This window comes from Actinoplanes sp. CA-030573 (genome assembly GCF_050951115.1).
GTDB lineage: Bacteria > Actinomycetota > Actinomycetes > Mycobacteriales > Micromonosporaceae > Actinoplanes.
In genome coordinates this window covers 2,650,680-2,669,259 of the sequence record NZ_CP192038.1, presented here as the reverse complement: position 1 = coordinate 2,669,259, position 18,580 = coordinate 2,650,680, and the positions used below count along the sequence as shown (strand labels likewise).

Genomic DNA, 18,580 nt, shown 5'->3' with positions numbered 1-18,580 from the left:
GGCCACACGTCAGGTGGAACCGGCCCCGGAACCACGAGCCCGGCCGCCCCCTCGTCCAGCGCACCGGCCCCTCGCGGGTGCTCGTGGCCGGGCCGACCGTCGACAACTACTTCCCGGACTCCTCGGGATGCCACGTCTTCTGGATCAAGTCACCGGAACCCGGGGTCACCGTGGACACGCGCACCTTCGTACCGGGCGAGACCCCGCCGCCCGACGGCACCGACGCCAAGGCGCATCCCATGCGGGTCGAGTACGTCGGCTGCCACGTGGACTACCCCGGCCCGGGATATCCGCCGGCCGGCACCGGGTGCGAGAACGGCTCGGTCATCTCGGAGAAGCAGGGCTGCGGGGTGCGGGTGGCCCTGACCGGGCCGACCCGGGTCGGCGACTACACCGGAACGCTGAAGTTCGAGCTGTCGCTGCTCTGCGCCGGCGCCGAGATCGCGCCGTGTGACCGCGTCACCTCCCCGCCGCCGTCGGCGGAGCATCCGATCACGGCTCACTGGCCGGTGACCTGCTCGATCAAGCTGCACACCGACAACGGGTACTACGCCGACTCCCACGTGGTGTGCGACCTTGCCGGGCAGTGAGCCGGCACCGGGTTGGGCGGGCCGGCTCGAGAAGCTGGCCACGCTGCTGCCGCCGGTCACGGTGATCACCGCGACTCTTCTCTGGTACGGCTACGTCGCGACCCGGGCGCGCTTCCTCTACTTCGGCGTGTACCTGGATCTGACCGACCTGTCGAACCGGCAACTGCTGATGTACGGCGCGGAGACCACGTACCCGGTCGCGGCGCTGTTGCTGCTCGCCACCCTGGCCGTTCTCGGCGCCCACCTGACCGCCCGCCGGATCCTCGCCTCGCCCCGTCCCCGTCGGCTGCTCCCGCCGGTCGCGGCCGCCGCCGCCGTCGGCGTGCTGCTCGTGGCGCGCGCCCTGATCGGCATGCTCCAGCCGGCGGTGGCCGCCACCGAGACACCCGGCGTCACGCCGCTGTCGCTCACCGCCGGCGCACCGCTGATCGTCTACGCCGCCTGGCTAGCCCGGCGGGTGGCTCTGCGCGACGCCGCCCCCGAGTCGTGGTTCGCCGCCGGCGTGCTGGTCCGGGTCGAGCGCGTGCTGGTCGTCACCGCCTTCGGCGTCCTGCTGATCGGCCTGCTCTGGGCGGCCACCAGCTTCGCGTGGGGGTACGGCACGGGCCGCGCCGAGGACGAGTCGCACACCCTGGCGCGCCGTCCGGAGATCGTCCTGTTCACGGCCGACCCGCTGCCCGCCGTGCCGCCGGGCGTCATACACACCGATCTCGGCCCGGCCGCCAAGCCGCGCCACGCGTACCGCGGCCTGCGCCTGCTCCTGCAGTCCGGCGGCCGGCTGTTCCTGGTTCCGGCCGAGTGGACCGACAGCGCGAGCACCCTGGTGATCCCGTACGACGCGAGCATCCGCCTCCAGCTGCTCCGCCCGAGCGCGGGCGGGAGGTGAAGATTCGATCGGGTCATCCCGGAAGACTGAAGCGGCCTCTTCCCTCTAGCATCGGACGGATGCGTGGGGACTTCGACGACGAGCTCGCGAGGGTGACCAGCTCCCTGGTCACCATGGCCAAGGCCGCGCGGGAGGCGATGCGGCAGGCCAGCGCCGCCCTGCTCGCCGCCGACCACACGCTCGCCCAGCAGGTCACGGTGCGCGACGCCGAGATCGACGTGCTCTACCGCGTCGTCGACGACCGCGTCTTCGACCTCATCGCGCGCCGCCAGCCGGTCGGCGACGACCTGCGCAAGGCGTTGACCGCGCTGCAGGCGGCGGCCGACCTCGAGCGGATGGGCGACCTGGCCGCGCACGTCGCGCGGGCCACCCTCCGCCGGCACCCGGTGCCCGCGGTCGCGCCCGAGCTGGCCGCGCTCTTCCGGGCGATGGCCGGAGTGGCCGACGACCTGGCCGGAAAGATCCAGTCGGCGCTGGCCGAGCGGGACGGCGAGCTGGCCGCCCGCCTCGACGGCGACGACGACGCGATGGACCGGCTGCACCGCCAGCTGTTCGCGGTGATGCTCAGTCCGGAGTGGCCGCTGGGCGTCGAGTCCGCGGTCGACGGCGCGTTGCTGGGCCGCTATTACGAGCGGTTCGCCGACCACGCCGTCAACATCGCCGACCACGTCCTGATCCTGGTGGGCGAGAAGGGCGACGGCGCGGACCAGGCGTGAACGGCAAGTAAGGTGGCGCGATCCGCTAGTGAGCGCGGCCCTCCCCGTACCTACCGTGGAACGCAGAGGCGGCCGGCCGAGGCCGCCCGGGCGGGAGGCGACTTGTGAAGACCGTGCTGGTCACCGGGGCTTCATCCGGGATGGGAAAGGCCACGGCCCGGAAGCTGCTCGCGGAGGGGTACGCCGTCTATGCGGTGGCCCGGCGGGTGGACCTGATGCAAGATCTTGCCGAGCTCGGCGCCGTCGTGGAGGCGGTGGACGTCACGGACGAACAGGATCTCGTGCGCCTGGTGAAGCGGATCACCGACGAGCGGGGCGGGGTCGACGTTCTGGTCAATAACGCCGGCTTCGGGCTGTACGGGGCGGTGGAGGACATCTCCCTGGATGAGGCCCGCTACCAGTTCGAGGTGAACCTCTTCGGGCTCGCCCGGCTCACCCAGCTGGTCCTGCCGGGCATGCGGGAACGCCGGTCGGGAAAGATCGTGAACATGTCCTCCATGGGCGGGAAGATCTATACGCCGCTCGGGGCCTGGTACCACGCCACCAAGCACGCCCTCGAGGGATGGTCGGACTGTCTGCGTCTGGAGCTGGCGCCGATGGGCATCGACGTCATCGTCATCGAGCCCGGTCTGATCGACACCGGATTCGCCGACGTGGTCTCCGGGCCGCTGCTGGCGCGGTCCGGATCGGGCGCCTACGCCACGATGGCCGAGCAGGTGGCCGACGGGACGCGGAAGAACTACGCGAGCGGGGCCACCCCACCCTCGGTGATCGCCGAGGTGATCGCGAAGGCGATCACGGCGCGGCGGCCGAGGACGCGGTACGTCGCCGGCAAGTACGCGAGGATGCTGTTGTCCACACGGAAGTGGCTCGGCGATCGGATCTACGATCGTTCGATCATGTCCCGGCTGTAGGCAAGGGATGCGGGATGAGCTCGGACCGTTTCACCGTGGGGCCCTCGGGCCGGGCGCTGCTCGCCGACCTCGGCGTCAATCTGCCCGATGTGCTGCGCCGGGCGGCGCTGCCGACGATGGTCTACGCGTCGGAGACGGTCGAGCTGACCACGGCCCAGTACTACGCGTTCTGGCGGGCCCTGGACGATGAGGCCGCCGATCCCCTGCTGCCGATCCGGATCGGTGAGGCGATGCGCGCCGAGGTGTTCGACCCGCCGATGTTCTCCGCGTTCTGCAGCCCCACTCTCCGCGTCGCCGCGGCGCGGCTCAGGACGTACAAGAAGCTGATCGGGCCGTTGCGGTTGGTGCTCGACTCGCGTGGCGGCGCGATGACGATCGAGATGCACTGGCCGGATGCCGACCAAGCGCCCGGCGCGCTGATGCTGATGGAACTGATCTTCTGGGTCGCGCTGGCGCGGATGGCGACCCGCGACGATGTGCGGCCGGTGAGGTTCGCCGCGCCGGTGGACCCGACGGTCGAGCAGGCGGCGGCCTACCGGCGCTATCTCGGCACACCGCTCGAGCATTCCGCGGTACCGGCCGTCACCTTCTCCGGCGCCGACGCCGAACGCCCCTTCCTCACCGCGAACGACCGGATGTGGGAGTACTTCGAGCCGGGCCTGCGCCGGCGGCTCGACGAGTTCGAGACCGAGCCGTCGACCGCCGAGCTGGTCCGTCAGGCGTTGCTGCGGTTGCTCCCCGCCGGAGCGTCAACGATCGAAGCGGCGGCCCGGGAGCTCGCGGTCAGTGGCCGTACCCTCCAGCGCCGGCTGCAGAGTGAGGAGACCAACTTCCAGGCCGTCCTGCGCCACACGCGCGAGGCGCTCGCCCACCACTATCTCTCCACGTCGCGCATGAGCACCGGTGAGATCTCCTATCTGCTCGGCTATGCCGACACGAACTCGTTCTACCGGGCATTCCAGTCCTGGACCGGCCGGACACCGGACCAGATCCGGGCCGGCGCTTCCGCGATCTAGGCCGCGGGCAGGCGCACCTCGAAGCGGCATCCGCCGCCGGTGTTGCGGACGCCGACGTGCCCGCCGTGCGCCTCGACCAAGCCGCGCACGATGGCCAGGCCGAGCCCGCCGCCGGAGCCGGGAGTGCGGGCGCGCTCGCCGCGGAACGCGATGTCGAAGACCCGGTCGAGATCGTCGTCGGGGATGCCGCCGCACGTGTCCGAGACGGCCAGCCACACCCCGTCGTGCGCCCGGCCGGCGTCGATGTGCACGGTGCCGTCGGCCGGGGTGTAGCGGACGGAGTTGACCAGCAGGTTCGTCACCACGCGAGCGAGCTCGCGCTCCCCCGCCCGTACGGTCGGCCAGCCGGTCTCGGCCGCGATCAGGGTGACGTTCTTGCCGGCCGCCAGGGGCGCCACCCCGGCGATCGCATCCGACACCACCTCGCGCAACGGCACGGTCGTCGGCACGAGGCGCAGCGCGCCGGCGTTGATCCGGGACAGCTCGAACAGGTCGTCGACCAGCCGGGTCATCCGGTCGGTCTCGACCCGCAGCCGCCGGTGGTACTCCGCGACCGTGGCCCGGTCGGCGACGACGCCGTCCTCCAGCGCCTCCGCCATCGCCCGCATCCCGGCCAGCGGCGTGCGCAGGTCGTGCGACACCCAGGCGACGAGCTCCCGGCGCCCGGCCTCGAGCCGGCGCTCCCGCTCGCGGGCCTGCTCGGCCCAGACCGCCGAGGCCGCCAGCCGGCGACCGAAGATCACGCCGACGGCCAGGCTGACCACCGCGGCGGCGACGACGGTGAGCAGCACGACCCGGGTGTCGTGGCCGGAGAGGAACATCGCCCGGGCCACCGTCACCACCCCGGCCACCACCGCCAGGACGGTCACCGCCAGCAGGACGACGACGTGGGTGAGGATCGACCGGCCGCGCAGCATCCGCAGCACCGCGGCGCCGGCCGCCGCCACCACCGCGCCGGCGACGAGCGCGTACAGGCCGATGAGCAGCGTGTCCTTCATGCCGCCTCGTAGCGGTAGCCGATGCCCCAGACGGTGAGCAGGCGGCGGGGCTCGGCCGGATCGGGCTCGATCTTCTCCCGCAGCCGCCGTACGTGGACGGTCACCGTCGACTGGTCGCCGAACTGCCAGCCCCACACCCGGTCGAGCAGCTCGGCCCGCGACCAGACCCGGCCGGGATGGGACAGCAGGAACGCCAGCAGGTCGAACTCGCGCACCGTGAGCGACAGCGGCGCGCCGTCCAGCTCGGCCAGCCGGCGCGCGGTGTCGAGCCGCAGGCCGCCGTCGGCGATGGTGGCCGGCGGCGGATCGGTGACCGGCGCGGCGCGGCGCAGCACCGACCGGATCCGCAGCACCAGCTCGCGCGGCGAGAACGGCTTGGTGACATAGTCGTCCGCGCCGACCTCGAGGCCCAGCACCCGGTCCGCCTCCTCGCCGAGCGCGGTCAGCATGATCACCGGGAGATCCGGGAGCTGCCGCCGCAGTCGCCGGCACACCTCGAGGCCGTCGATGCCCGGCATCATCAGTCGAGCACCACCAGGTCGGGCCGGTGCGCGGCGATCGCGGCCAGCCCGTCGGCGCCGTCGGCGGCCAGCCACACCTCGCAGCCGTCCTGCTCGAGATAGCGGCGGACGACGTCACTCACGGTCGGATCGTCGTCGACCACCAGCACGCGATGTCCCACTCGGGTCACGGTACTCACCGCGGCGGCCGCGAGTCCTTGCGAACTTCTTACAACCGCGCGCGATCAGCGACACGGCGGGCATCCATAGCAGGTCGTGGACGAAAAGAACGGCGAGGAGAAACACGGCCATGCCGATCGGGTCGGCGTCGGCGTCGGTGAGGGCGCCGATGATCCCGTACGCGAGGAGCGCCGCACCCACCGCGACCAGGACGACTCTGATCTTCATCGCACCGAGATCCGTCCCACCCATTTAGTCTGCAGGACGCCGGGCCGGTTCGGGGCGATCAACCGGGCCGGATAGCCGTGGTCCGGGTGCAGCACCTCACCGCCCAGTCGCAGCGCGATCAGGGTGAGCGGATCGCGGACATGCACGGCCGGCACGAGCGTGCTGCGATAGCGCCCGCCCGCCTGGAGCGACTCGACCAGCACGGTGGCCCGCTCCGGATCGCCGCCGGCCAGCGTGACCAGATCGCGCAGCCGCACGCCGGTCCACCGCCCGGTCGAGCTCCACCCCTCGACGCAGGCGATCGGCAGCTCCGCGGTGTGCTGCGGCAACGAGTTCAGCGCGGCGAGGTCGAGGCGCCGCTCCCCCGCCGGGCCGCCGAGCACGAGCCGATAGCCCGGATCGGCGACGATGCCGGCGGCGGCCGCGGTCTTGTTCACCGGAAGCCCTTGCGGGCCTCGTCCGGGCCGGCGCGGCGCGAGAGCGCTCACGCCGGTCAGGGGCCGGACGGTCTGACCGACCGTGCCCAGCGTGATCAGACCGGCCGCCGCCGCCACGCCGGTCAGCAACGCCCGCCGACCCCACGCCGCGGTCGCGTCCGGCGCCGCGGTCGCGTCCGGCGCCGCGGTCGCGCCCGGCGCGTCCGCGGCCTTGTCGGGTGCCTCCGCATTCGGGGCCGGGCGGCGGCGGAGGGCGGACCGAACGACCGGCAGTTGGACGCCGACGTGGACCAGCAGCGCACCGATCGCCAGCCAGGCCACCCAGTAGTGCCCGGTGGTGAAGAAGAATGGCATCGGCGCGTACACGTGGTAGATGTTCAGCGTCCCGCTCACCACCTGGAACAACGCCGCCGCCACCAGCACCGCGACGCCGGCCCGCTCGGCGGCGTGCGCGATCGTCCGCACCGGCGGCCAGGTGAACAGCCGCGGGTAGACCGCCCACAGCTTGACCCCGAGCAGCGGCAGGCAGGCGAGGCCGGTCGCCACGTGCAGCCCCTGGGTGACCCGATAGAGCCCGGCCGGCCGCGACGGCCACCAGAACCAGGCCGGCGGGTGCTGGATCAGATGGCTGAGCAGCCCGGTCACGAAGCACACGGCGAACGCCACCCCGAGCGCCACGCCGAGCAGGCTGGTCAGCCGTTCGGACCGGAGCCGAGACCGGAAGACCCCGTCCCGGAACGGCCCGCGTCGCAGCCTCGAGGGCGGTTCGGGTAGCGGCGCCAGCCAGTGGTTTCGCACGCGGTCGCTTAGGCGTCCTAGGAACCTAGGCAGAAGATGCTCCGGGCGCCGCTGACGCGGGCGCCACGCTTGCCGGCGCCACGCTTGCTGGAACCAGGCCTGCGGGCGCCGCTCCAGCGGGCGCGGGATCATCGCGCGCTCGTGCGGGCGCGGGATCAGCGCGCGCTCAGGGTCGCGAACCATCGGCCCGCCTCCGTCCAGGTCTCCAGCACCCGCATCGCGGTCGCGGCGGCGAGCGCCGGAAGGTCGTCGACCGGCACGCATGCCCAGGGCAGTTCGGTCGTGCCGCCCTGCACCACGGCCGGGCCGGACCAGCCGGCTGTGCCCGGCGGTTCGGCCTCGATGTGCACGCGCCCGCCGGGCGCGGCCAGCCGGCGGCACCGGCGCAGCAGCCGGGCCGGGTCGCCGCCGATGCCGATGTTGCCGTCGGCGAGCAGCACGTGATGCCAGCGCCCGGCGCCGGGCAACGGATCGAAGACGTCCCGGCGCAGGGCGATCGCGCCACGCCGCCGGGCCAGGCGCACGGCGGCCGCGCTGACGTCGACACCCAGCGCGGGACATCCCCGCCCGGCCAGCGCCCCGGCGAGCCGACCGGGGCCGCATCCGACGTCCAAGGTGGGCCCGGCGCAGCGGGCGAGCAGCGACTCGTCGCCGGGCAGCCCGTCGCCACACCAGGGCGCCGGGTCGAAATGCTGCTGCCGTCCGGTCCGATGCCGGACCGTGAACGGCGCCGCCCGCCGGAACATGGCGTCGAACAACACGGCCGCGCTCACCGCACCATCCCGGCCACGCTCGGAATCCCGGCCACGCTCGGAACCTCGGCTGCGCTCGGAATCTCGGCCGCGACCGCGCGGGGGAAACGCCGGCCGGGCGGGCAGAGCGCGGCCACCGCGAAGGCGTCCGGCGCCGTGTCCACGTCCCGCAGCCGCGGCAGCTCCGCGACCCGCAATCCTCGCCGGAGCAGGGCTTCCCGGGTCTGCGCGCCGGTCGTCGCGGTCGACGTCGGTATGTCCCGCAGCACCTCGGCATGACCGGGATCGTTCAGCCCCAGCCCCCACCATCCGCCGTCCTCGGCCTCGCCGAGCACCGCGTCCGCCTCGCTGAGCAGCCGCAGCGCCTCGTCGAGGTGGCCGCCGGTCAGCTGCGGGGTGTCCATGCCGATCAGCAGCGTCGTGGCCGGCGCCGGGCCGCCCGAGCCGGCGGCGAACACGCCGCCTCGGCCGGCGACCGCAGCCTCGGCGAGAACACCGCGCGGATCGGGAGCCTCGGCGCCGGTGAAGGCGTGGGTCAACCGCTCGCTCAACGGGCCGCCGCGCTGGAGTCCGGCCGACCACCCCGCCGGTGCGGCGCAGGGCACGTCCGTGAGCAGGACCCGGAGCGCGGCGCGTGACGCATTCACCGCCGCCACGGTGTCGGACAGCGCCGCGGCCGCTACCCGGGCGGCCTGCTCCGGCGTGCAGGGCGGGCACAGCCGTGTCTTGACCCGGCCGGGCCTCGGCACCTTCGCCAGCAGCACCACGCGGGCGCTCATCGGGCCAGCACCCGGCTCATGTCGCGGATCGCGCGGGCGGTGCCGAGCACGCTGCCGGTCACCTTCGACCGGGTCCCGGCGGCTCGCGGCAGGTAGTCCACATCGACCTCGACCACCCGCCAGCCGGCCCGCCCGGCCGCGATCAGCAGCTCCAGCGGATACCCGAACCGGCGGTCCCGCAGCCCGAGCGCCAGGAGCTCGGAGCGGCGCGCGGCCCGCATCGGCCCGATGTCGTGCACCGGCAGCCCGGTCGTGCGGCGCAGCCGGCCGGCCAGGACCGCGTTGGCGGCCCGGGCGTGCAACGGCCACACCCCGCGGGCCGCCGGGCGGCGGCGACCGGCGGCGAGCTCGGCCTCGCCGTCCCGCACCGGTCGCGCGACCGCCGGCAGCTGACCGGGATCGAACGAGCCGTCGGCGTCCATCACGCACACCACGCCGTCGGCGGGGTCGGCGGCGAGCACGCCGGCGTGCACCGCGGCGCCGTACCCGGGCTCGGCGACGCTGATCACGTCGGCGCCGTGGGCCCGGGCGACCTCGGCCGAGCCGTCGGTCGAGCCGTTGTCGACGACGATCGCCCGGTAGCCGGCCGGCATCCGGGCCAGCAGGCTGGGCAGGGCCGGAGCCTCGTTCCGGCAGGGCAGCACCACATCGGTCATGCCGGCCGACGCTAGTGACGAGCGGCCGGGCCAGGGCTTACGTGCCGATGACAAAACCTTACGAACCGCTGACGCCGGCTCCACGACCGCCCGCCGGCCCCTAGCGTCGGCACCCGTGACTCGCATACTCGTGACCGGCGGCGCCGGCTTCATCGGATCCCACGTCGTCGCCGCGCTGACCGCGGCCGGACACCGGGTGACCGTCCTCGACTCCGGCCATCCGGCGGCGCATCGCGACCCGCTGCCGTCCACCGTCGCCGGCGCCCCGGTGCGGCGGGCCGACCTGCGCGACCGGGCGGGGGTTCAGGACGCCCTGACCGGCGTCGACGTGGTCGTGCACCAGGCGGCCCTGGTCGGGCTGGGCGTCGACCTCGACGACCTTCCGGACTACGTGGGGTGCAACGACCTGGCCACCGCCGTCCTGCTGGCCGCCATGGCCCGCGCCGACGTCGGCCGGCTGGTGCTGGCCAGTTCCATGGTCGTCTACGGCGAGGGCGCGTACTCCTGTGTGGAGCACGGCCCGGTGCGGCCCGGCCCGCGCGTGGTGACCGATCTGACCGATGGCCGGTTCGAGCCACCGTGCCCGCGCTGCGGCTCGCCCCTGGCGCCGGAACCGGTCGGCGAGGAGGCGCCGCTCGACCCCCGCAGCGTCTACGCGGCGACCAAGGTGGCCCAGGAACATCTGACCGCGGCCTGGGCGCGCCAGACCGGCGGCGCGGTGGTGGCGCTGCGCTACCACAACGTGTACGGGCCGGGGATGCCCCGGGACACGCCCTACAGCGGGGTCGCGGCCATCTTCCGGTCGGCCGTGGAGGCCGGGCGTCCGCCGCGCGTCTTCGAGGACGGCCGCCAGCGCCGCGACTTCGTCCACGTACGCGACGTCGCATCCGCCAATCTGGCCGCCGTCGCCGCCACCGGCACGGGCACCGGATGGCGGCCCTACAACATCGCGTCCGGCCGGCCCGCGACCGTGGGCGAGGTCGCCGCCCGGCTGTCGGCGACAGCCGGCGGGGCACCTCCGCAGATCACCGGCGAGTTCCGCCTCGGCGACGTCCGGCACATCGTGGCGTGCCCCGATCGCGCCACCGCCGAGCTCGGCTTCCGCGCCGGCATCGGCCTGGCCGAGGGCATCGCCGAGTTCGCCTCCGCCCCGCTCCGCTCGTGACGAAGACCGCGGTGCGGCGGACGCGGTCGCGGGGCGACCTGGTCGCCGCCGGTGCGGCGGCGGCACTGGTGCTGATCGCCGCGGTGGTGGCGGTGCTGCTGCAGGTGGCCGGCAATCCCGTGCACGCGGGGGCCGCGCCGCTGTTCGCGCGCTGGCTGCCGCATGCCGGACCGGGCACGGCGCCGGCCGTCGCCGTGGCGGTGATGGCCGGCCGCTACGGCTTCGAGCTTGCGAAGCGGCTGCGGTGGCGGGCGATGCTGGCCGCCTCCTATGCGACCGCGTTCACCTGGACGCTGTCGCTCGCCCTGGTCGACGGCTGGCAGCGCGGGGTGGCCGGCCGCCTGACCACCCGGCCCGAGTACCTCACCGAAGTCCCCGGCGTGACCGACATCCCGGCCATGCTGCGCGGCTTCGGCGGCCGGATCCTGGACTTCCAGCCGGACTCGTGGACGACCCACGTCGCCGGCCATCCGCCGGGCGCGCTGCTGGTCTTCGTCGCCCTCGACCGGCTCGGACTCGGCGGCGGCGCCCCGGCCGGCCTGGTGTGCATCGCGATCGCCGCGCTCACCGCCGTCGCCGTGCCGGTCACGGTGCGGCTGCTGGCGTCCGAGGAGGCGGCGCGGACGTCGGCGCCCTTCGTCGCGCTCTTCCCGGGCGCGGTCTGGGCCGGCGTCTCGGCCGACGGCCTGTTCGCGGGCGTCACCGCGTCCGGCGTCGCCCTCCTCGCCTACGGTGTCGTCCGCCGGGCCAAGCAGGCGGCCTTCGCGGGCGGTCTGCTGCTCGGGGCCGGCGCGTACCTTTCCTACGGTCTGGTGCTGATGGCTGCCCTCGTGGCCGCGGTCATGCTCATCGCGCCGGGCGGCCGGCGCACGGCGTTCTGGGCGCTCGCCGGGGCGGCCGTCGTCGTGGCCGCCTTCAGCGCGGCCGGCTTCGACTGGCTGACCGGGTATCACCTGGTGAGCCGCCGCTACTACCAGGGCCTCGCGGCTCACCGCCCCTACGCCTACTGGGTGTGGGCCGATCTCGCCGCTCTCGCGATCGCCGCCGGTCCGGCCGCCGCCGCCATCCTTCGCCGTGCCGCGCAACCGGCCGCTGCCGCCACCCGCCCGGCTCTCGCCGCCCTCCGGCGCCGCACCACACCGCCCGCCGCAGAGACCGGCCGCCCGGCTCTCACCGCCATCCGGCACGGCACCACGCCGCCCGCCGCAGAGACCGGCTGCCCGGCTCTCACCGCCATCCGGCACGGCACCACGCCGCCCGCCGCAGAGACCGGCCGCCCGGCCGCCGCGATCCCGCACCTCGCCGAGCCGCCCGCGCGGACAAGCATCGCGGCCGGACCGAGGACCGTCGCCGGGACCAGCACTGCCAAGCGGAGCACCGAACCGCCCGGCACGAAAGCGCCGAGCGCCAGACGGCCGAGCGCCGAGAGGCGGGGCGCCGAAGGGCCGGCCGCAACCAGGACGGGCGTCTGGTTGCCGCCCCTGGCCGCGGCGGGCGTCTGGCTGCTGCCCCTGGCCGCGGCGGGCGCGATCCTCGCCGCCGATCTTTCCGGGTACAGCAAGGCCGAGGTCGAGCGGATCTGGCTGCCGTTCGCCTGGTGGGTCATGGCCGGCGCCGCGCTGCTGCCGGAGCGGACCCGGCGACCCTGGCTGATCGCGCAGATGACGGTCGCGCTGATCGTCAACCACCTGCTGCTCACCGTCTGGTAGGGACGGCCCGCGCGTATAGGTGAGCAGAGCAAAGGGGCCGAAGGGGGCTACGCCGCGGCCGCCGGGCGGACGAGCACCGCCCGGGTGTAGAGCAGCTGGAAGCCGGCCCGCTGGACGTTGCGCTGCGACCGGGTGCCGGGCCCGGTGGTGACCACCGCGAGGTCGCAGCCGGCCGCCCGGGCGTCGGCGAGCCGGGCGGCCAGCAGGGCCGTCTGCACCCCGCGACGGCGGAACGCCGGCAACGTGGCCGCGCCGATGAACTGGGCGACGCCGCCGGGGGCCGTGCGGAAGGCGGCGCCGCCGGCCGGGACGCCGTCGCGCCAGGCGAGGTAGCGGCACGCGGTGGCGGCCTGGGTGCGCTCGGCCGCCTCCAGCGCCGCCCGGTCGAAATGCTCGTGCGACGCGACGCCCTCGGTATCCTCGCTCAGGAACGCCTCGACCACCACGTCGAGCCAGGTCTGCAGGTCCGCACCGGCGTTGCGGCACACATCGGGCGGAAACGCGGGGACGTCGGTCAGCCACCGCCCGAGCACGTTCTCGTACGACATCAGGCGGTAGCCGCGCCCGGTCAGGAGGGCGCCGATCTCGGGGTCGCCCAGGGTGGAGACCTCGACCTGCACCGGGCAGCGGACCGCCGCGTACGCCCGCTCGATGTCGCCGAACGCAGGCAGGCCCTCGAAGCCCAGCCCGGCCACCTTGTTGAAGGGCGAACCGGGCCCGGCGTAGGTCGCCGTGCCGCCGGCGACCGGGAGCGAGAAGCCGTGCGGCCCGGCGCAGGCGGCCATGAACGCCGCCTCCGCCCGCTCGATGCGCGCGGCCAGCACGGTGTCGCAGAACAGAGACGCCACGAGGGCCGACGCTAGGAGCGCCGGCCCTCGTGTGCAAGGGCGTTACCCGGTGACCTCGAAGGGCTGCGTGACCGCGGTCGCGGAGGTGGCGCCGGACAGGGTGACGCTGGTGTCGCCCGGTGTGGCCGAGCCCGGCACGCTCACCGTCGCACCGGAGAGAACGCCGTCGGCGTTGGCCCGGAGCGTGGTGACGGTGAGACCCGCGCCCGAAGCGGCGATGCGGCCCGCGCCGGAAGCGGCGGTGAGACCGGCGCCGAATGTGCAGGTCACGGTCTCGTTCGGGGCGAAGCCGGTGCCGTCGACGGTGATCGCCGTGCCGCGCGGGCCCGAGGAGACCGACAACGTCGCCTGCGGGCGGTACGCCGGGCGGGCCGGCGCGAGGACCGGGCCGGCCGTGGTGACGGTCGCCGCCGCCACCGCCGCCTTGGCCACCGTGACCGTGAACGTGGCGGTGGCGCTGGACCGGGTGTCCCAGGCCGTGACGTGCACCGTGTAGGTGCCGGGCTGGGCGTAGGTGTGCGTCCCGGTGATCGCCCCGGTCGAGGAGACCGTGGCGTCCGCCGGCACCGTCCCGTCGCCCCACTGGACGCGGGCCTCGGCCGCGCCGTCGGAGGCCGTGCCGAGGCCGGCGGCGAGCTCCTGCCCGGCGGTGGCGGTCTGGCCGGCCGGCGCCGTCAGCGTCAGCGGGGCCCGCGGCGTGCCGTCGTCGGCGACGGCGAACACGTGGATCCGGCCGATCGAGCCGGGGTCACCGGTCTGCGCCGGCAGGGTCACCGACACCAGCGTCTTGCCCGCCGGGATCGCATACGGCGCGGTCGCGAACAGGAACGGCTGGGCGCTGTCCCGGTCGGTGCCGTGCAGGCGGTACGCCGACTTGGCGACGACGATGTTCCCGTACGACGGCGTGCCGCCGGGGTTGCCGCCCAGTGTCCAGTCGCTCTGCTGGATCGGGATCGACGCGGTGCTGCCGTCGCTGAACGTGGCCGTGCCGGTCGTGCTCTGGTTGCCCTGGGTGCCGGCGCCGATGAACGCGATGGCCTTGGCGTCGGCGGGCAGGTCGAGCGCGATCGTCCGGCCGTTGCCGCTCGCGTTGTCGGGCTGACCGGCCGGGACGGACGGCAGCGTGAACTGCAGGGCGGTTCCCGGTACGGTCACCGGCTTGCCCTGGGTGACGCCGGCCGCCGCGAGTGCGGCCCGCGAGTAGGCCCACATCTTGGCGTCGCAGTTCGCCCCGAGCACGCCGTCGTCGCCGATGCAGACGGTGTCGAACGCGGCGGCCAGCCCGTTCTCCGGCGCATAGCTCACCTCGACGCCGACCGTGGCCGAATCCTGGCTGGTCCCGTCGGTCACCGTCACCGAGGCCTGATAGAAGCCCGGTTTCGCGTACGTGTGGGAGCCGCTCACGCGGTAGACGGCGCGCGAGCTGAGCGCCGTCGTCCCCACGGTCGGCGCCGAGCCGTCACCCCAGTCGATGGTGGCCCGGTAGCCGGTGGCCGTGCCGCCGGTGACGGTGGCCAGCGGCACCGGCACCGCCACGCCCGAGCGGGCCGGCACGGTGGCCGCGCCGGTCACGGTGACCGCGCCGCCGCCGAGCTGGACGTCCCCGCCGGCCAGCAGCTCGATCTCGGCCAGGTTCGCCGAGGCGGCCCCCGCGGTCCGGCTCACCACCAGCCGGAACTGCTGGAAGCGCCCGGGCCGGTCGATCCGGAACGGCCGGGTCTGGTTGCGCCAGGCGAACGTCTCGCCGCTGCGGGCGTCCACGGTGGTCCAGGTGATCCCGTCGCGGGAGCCCTGCAGCTTCCAGTCGGCCGGATCGCCGGCGGCGGCCCCGGAGGTGAGCGTGTAGTAGGTCGGCGCCTGCTTGCCCCCGCGGTAGGCCCAGGTGACCTGCGGTGTCGCCGAGGTGAACGTCAGCTGGGTGGCCGACGAGTCGTCGAACAGCCGGGACGCGTCCTGGCCGCCGGTCGCGGTGGCGGTGCCGAGGCCCGGGCCGGTGGTGTCCTGCAGCGGCTTCGGCACGTCGTCGCCCTTGGTCAGCGACGTGGGCGGCGTTCCCCACGACGACGGATCCGGGCCCATCCGGAACTCGATCGTGCCGCCGTGGCGCAGTGCGGACGAGTCGACCGACGTGCTCCGCTGGTTCCGGCCGTTCACGGTGACGCTCTGGACGTACACGTTCCTGGTGCTGTTGTTCCTGGCCGTCACCACGATGTCACCGGACTTGCGATGCACCGTCATCCGGCTGAACTGGGGCGAGCCGATGACCCAGTGGTCCGAGCCGTTCTGCAGCGGGTACAGGCCCAGCGAGCTGAGGATGTACCAGGACGACATCTCGCCGTTGTCCTCGTCGCCGAGGTAGCCCTGCCCGATCTCGCTGCCGACGTAGAGCCGCTGCAGGATCTCCCGCACGATGGCCTGCGTCTTGGCCGGGGCGCCGGCGTAGTCGTACATGTAGGGGATGTGGTGCGAGGGCTGGTTGCTCATGCCGAGCTGGCCGAGCCGTACGGCGCGCGCCTCCAGCATCTCGTGGATGGTCCCGCCGTACCCGCCGGGGTGGTCGGCCTTCTCCGGCGTCGCGAAGAACTGGTCGAGCTTCTTCCGCAGCTCGTCCCGGCCGCCGTAGAGGTTGGCCAGGCCCTGCCCGTCGTGCTGCGCGGTGAACGCGTAGTTCCAGCCGTCGGTCTCGGTGTAGACGCCACCCCAGTCGAGCGGGTCACCCTGCAGGAAGGTGCCGGACGCGTCGCGGCCCTGGAAGAACTTGGTCTTCGCGTCGAACATGTTGACGTAGTTGCGGGCCCGCTCGAGGAAGTACCGCGACTCCTCCCGGAGCTGCGCACGCCGGGCGCGCGGGGTGGCCGGGTCCCGGGCCAGCGCCGCGCCCATGTTGCCGATGCCGTAGTCGTTGATGAAGCCCTCCAGCGCCCACGACACCGACTCGCCGGTGGTGGTCGGCGTGTAGCCGAGGAACAGCGAGGTCTCGATGCCCTTGCGGCCGACCGCGCTGCGGCCGGAGGCCACCGTCGCGTCCTTCACCGCGGCGTCGTACGCCGCGAGCGGATCGGGGAGCTTGACCCCGTTGAGGTACGCCTCGGCCAGCGCCACGTCGGCGCTGGTGCCGGTCATCAGGTCGGCGTAGCCGGGCGACGACCAGCGGGCGATCCAGCCCCCGTCGCGGTACTGCTGGACGAAGCCGTCCGCGATCTTGGCGGCGATGTCCGGGTACAGCAGCGAATAGGCCGGCCACACCGTGCGGTAGGTGTCCCAGAACCCGTTGTTGACGTAGATCTGGCCGTCGACGAGCTTGGCGCCGGTGGTGGTCGGGGTCGACGTCCCGGTCGGCGCCGACACCGGCGACGCGTACTGCCAGTGCGGCTCGGCCGCGGTGCCGGTGTTCTCCGACTGCGAGTTCGGGTAGAGGTTCAGCCGGTACAGGTTGGAGTAGAGCGTGACCAGCTGCGTCTCGGTCGCGCCGGTCACCTCGACCCGGCCCAGCCGGTCCGTCCAGGCCGCGGTCGCCGCCGCGTGCACCTGGTCGAGGCTCTTGCCGGTGACCTCGAGGCCGAGGTTGCGCCGGGCCTGGTCGAGCGAGATGAACGAGGTCGCGAACCGCAGCGTCACCGTCGCGGCGTCGAAGGTGGCCGTGGTGGCGGTCGTCGCGGCCGGCGCCCGGTCGAAGGTGCCGGCGAAGAACATCCGGGAACGGCCGGCGGACAGGCCGCTGCCGTTGTCGACCCAGCCGGTGACGCTCCCGTCGGCGCCGATGGCGAAGGTGCCGTTCTGGAAGACGAGGCTGTTGCCGGTCGCCGACGGGAAGCCGAACTGCATCACGCCGCCGTGGTCGGTCGGCGACATCTGCGCGGTCTGGCCGTTCTGCAGCTTCACCCGGTAGTAGTCGGGGCGGGCGATCTCGTCGTCGTGGCTGAACGCGAGGGGCTGGGCGCCGGGCATGACCGACATCTGGTTGCGGTCGCCCATCCACGGGCTGGGCTCGTGCGAGATCGCGAGGCCCTGCAGCTCGGGCAGGTTGGCCGCGTTGTTGTCGCGCTGGTAGATGTACTCCCAGGAATCGGATTTCGCGTCGGTGACCGGCGTCAGGAAGTTGAAGCCGTTCGGCACCGCCGCGATCGGCAGGTTGTTGCCGCGGGAGAACGAGCCGGAGGCGTTGGTGCCGCGGCGCGTGTCGACGTAGTTGGTGAGGGTCCGGCCGTCGATCGCCGCCGGCGTCCCGGTCACCGTGAGGTCGTCCACCCAGCCCTGGAAGCGGGTGGCGGCGGTCGCGCCGGGATTGTCGTACGCGAGCAGGATGCGGTCGATCGTCTTGCCGTTCGCGACCGCGCCGATGTCCGACTGCACCGCGTTCCACTCGTCGGCGAACAGTACCTTGGACGCGCCCTGGCCGGCCGCCGTGAGCGGGTAGCCGTGCTGGTCGACCGGGGACCGCTTGCTGAGGTAGCTGCCGTCGGTGAAATGCAGGTCGACGGCCGCGTACGTCGACGGGTACTGCAGGTCCTCGCCGGTCAGCTCGGGGAAGATCCGGTAGCTCAGCCGCGACTTCGGCCCGACCGGGATGTTCACGTCGAAGAGCTTGTCGGTCGCGTACGAGCGGCCGTCCGCCTCGGCGCCACCCGCGTACCGCAGCGAGGCGACCCCGGTGAAGCCGGCACTGGGCAGCATGTTGGCGCCGCGCACGGGACCGGACCCGGCCACGCTGACCATCGGGGTGGCCGGCGGCCGCACGTCGGTGCCGTCGCTGATGTCCCAGTCGGCGAGCTGCACGATCGAGTCACCGGAGTTGGCCGTGATATCCAGGCGGTAGTAGGCGTACGGCGTGGTGTTGGTGAAGGTGTAGGTGTTGGTCGCGAAGCGTCCGCCGAAGCTCTGCCCGGTGCGGCGGTCGAGGTCGGTCCACTGTGCGCCGTCGGCCGAGCCCTGCAGCGTGAAGTCCTGGGGATCCCGCCCGGGCGCGTCGTTGGCCGAGGTCAGCGAGTACTTCACGACCGTCACCGGCTTCGCCAGCTGGTAGGCGACCCAGCCGGTCGGGCTGAACGCCAGCCACTTGGTCGCCGACTCGTTGTCCTCGAGCTTGACCGCGGTCTCGTTCGGCGCGTTCTCGGCGCTCGCGGTCACGGCGGTGACCTGGTCGAGCACGCTCCCGGGCAGCCCGGCGCGGAACGAGCCGGTCAGGTTGCCCTGGATCGGGTCGCCCTTGGCGTCGGTCTCGGCGGTGCTCACCGCGGGCTGCGGTTGGGCGGTCTCGAACGAGGAGGCGAAGTCGCCGGGCCGGGCCGCGGCGTTCGCCGCGGGCGGGGCGACCAGCAGGGCGGCCGGGATCAGCAGGAGTGAGGCAGCGAGCGAGCCGCCGGGCACCTTCATGCGCAACTCCAGGGGGAGATCGGAGATCGTCAGCT

At 73.8% G+C, this 18,580-nt stretch carries 15 protein-coding genes and 1 pseudogene; 7 read left to right on the top strand and 9 right to left on the bottom strand.

Features of this window, described 5'->3' with window-relative positions; all coding sequences use genetic code 11:
* Window positions 1-83 precede the first annotated feature (83 nt).
* The 5 genes from ACQP2F_RS12380 (at window position 84) to ACQP2F_RS12360 (ending at window position 4,122) form a co-directional block, all read left to right on the top strand.
* Window positions 84-590, top strand: coding sequence for a hypothetical protein (locus ACQP2F_RS12380; protein ID WP_433303573.1), 507 nt, complete (start codon window positions 84-86; stop codon window positions 588-590).
* A complete protein-coding gene (locus tag ACQP2F_RS12375; protein ID WP_433303572.1) occupies window positions 577-1,476 on the top strand; it encodes a hypothetical protein in 900 nt (299 codons plus the stop codon). Before ACQP2F_RS12380 ends, ACQP2F_RS12375 begins: the two co-directional genes overlap by 14 nt.
* A gap of 59 nt (window positions 1,477-1,535) precedes the next feature.
* Window positions 1,536-2,192 (top strand): phosphate signaling complex protein PhoU, encoded by a 657-nt coding sequence (phoU, locus tag ACQP2F_RS12370; RefSeq protein ID WP_433303570.1) that lies wholly within the window; start codon window positions 1,536-1,538, stop codon window positions 2,190-2,192.
* 104 nt (window positions 2,193-2,296) lie between these two features.
* Window positions 2,297-3,106 (top strand): oxidoreductase, encoded by an 810-nt coding sequence (locus tag ACQP2F_RS12365; RefSeq protein WP_433303568.1) that lies wholly within the window; start codon window positions 2,297-2,299, stop codon window positions 3,104-3,106.
* A gap of 14 nt (window positions 3,107-3,120) precedes the next feature.
* Window positions 3,121-4,122: an AraC family transcriptional regulator ligand-binding domain-containing protein gene (locus ACQP2F_RS12360; RefSeq protein ID WP_433303566.1), complete on the top strand. Its 1,002-nt coding sequence runs from the start codon at window positions 3,121-3,123 to the stop codon at window positions 4,120-4,122.
* On the opposite strand, the gene ACQP2F_RS12355 is transcribed toward ACQP2F_RS12360, so the two are convergent.
* The 7 genes and pseudogenes from ACQP2F_RS12355 to ACQP2F_RS12325 all read right to left on the bottom strand — a co-directional run bounded on the left by ACQP2F_RS12355 (window position 4,119) and on the right by ACQP2F_RS12325 (window position 9,450).
* Window positions 4,119-5,120: a sensor histidine kinase gene (locus ACQP2F_RS12355; protein WP_433303564.1), complete on the bottom strand. Its 1,002-nt coding sequence runs from the start codon at window positions 5,118-5,120 to the stop codon at window positions 4,119-4,121. The genes ACQP2F_RS12360 and ACQP2F_RS12355 overlap by 4 nt on opposite strands.
* Window positions 5,117-5,802 (bottom strand): annotated as a pseudogene (locus ACQP2F_RS12350) (response regulator transcription factor). Before ACQP2F_RS12350 ends, ACQP2F_RS12355 begins: the two are co-directional and overlap by 4 nt.
* A complete protein-coding gene (locus ACQP2F_RS12345) occupies window positions 5,756-6,028 on the bottom strand; it encodes a hypothetical protein (protein ID WP_433303562.1) in 273 nt (90 codons plus the stop codon). Before ACQP2F_RS12345 ends, ACQP2F_RS12350 begins: the two are co-directional and overlap by 47 nt.
* Window positions 6,025-7,143: a molybdopterin-dependent oxidoreductase gene (locus ACQP2F_RS12340; RefSeq protein ID WP_433303561.1), complete on the bottom strand. Its 1,119-nt coding sequence runs from the start codon at window positions 7,141-7,143 to the stop codon at window positions 6,025-6,027. The genes ACQP2F_RS12345 and ACQP2F_RS12340 overlap by 4 nt, the downstream gene beginning before the upstream one ends.
* 275 nt (window positions 7,144-7,418) lie before the next feature.
* Entirely contained in the window at window positions 7,419-8,036 is a 618-nt protein-coding gene (locus ACQP2F_RS12335) for a methyltransferase domain-containing protein (RefSeq protein WP_433303559.1), read from the bottom strand.
* On the bottom strand, window positions 8,033-8,794 hold the full coding sequence (locus tag ACQP2F_RS12330; RefSeq protein WP_433303557.1) for a TIGR04282 family arsenosugar biosynthesis glycosyltransferase: 762 nt from the start codon (window positions 8,792-8,794) through the stop codon (window positions 8,033-8,035). The genes ACQP2F_RS12335 and ACQP2F_RS12330 overlap by 4 nt, the downstream gene beginning before the upstream one ends.
* Window positions 8,791-9,450 carry a glycosyltransferase family 2 protein gene (locus tag ACQP2F_RS12325; protein ID WP_433303555.1) on the bottom strand — a complete coding sequence of 220 codons (660 nt, stop codon included), beginning with the start codon at window positions 9,448-9,450 and terminating at the stop codon, window positions 8,791-8,793. Before ACQP2F_RS12325 ends, ACQP2F_RS12330 begins: the two co-directional genes overlap by 4 nt.
* Window positions 9,451-9,565: 115 nt before the next feature.
* Between ACQP2F_RS12325 and ACQP2F_RS12320 the strand changes: the two genes are divergently transcribed.
* Window positions 9,566-10,615, top strand: coding sequence for an NAD-dependent epimerase/dehydratase family protein (locus tag ACQP2F_RS12320; RefSeq protein WP_433303553.1), 1,050 nt, complete (start codon window positions 9,566-9,568; stop codon window positions 10,613-10,615).
* Window positions 10,612-12,324, top strand: coding sequence for a hypothetical protein (locus ACQP2F_RS12315; protein ID WP_433303552.1), 1,713 nt, complete (start codon window positions 10,612-10,614; stop codon window positions 12,322-12,324). The genes ACQP2F_RS12320 and ACQP2F_RS12315 overlap by 4 nt, the downstream gene beginning before the upstream one ends.
* 47 nt (window positions 12,325-12,371) lie before the next feature.
* On the opposite strand, the gene ACQP2F_RS12310 is transcribed toward ACQP2F_RS12315, so the two are convergent.
* On the bottom strand, window positions 12,372-13,172 hold the full coding sequence (locus ACQP2F_RS12310; protein ID WP_433303550.1) for a GNAT family N-acetyltransferase: 801 nt from the start codon (window positions 13,170-13,172) through the stop codon (window positions 12,372-12,374).
* Window positions 13,173-13,214: 42 nt separating this feature from the next.
* Window positions 13,215-18,545, bottom strand: coding sequence for a GH92 family glycosyl hydrolase (locus tag ACQP2F_RS12305; protein ID WP_433303549.1), 5,331 nt, complete (start codon window positions 18,543-18,545; stop codon window positions 13,215-13,217).
* Between the last annotated feature and the right edge of the window lie 35 nt (window positions 18,546-18,580).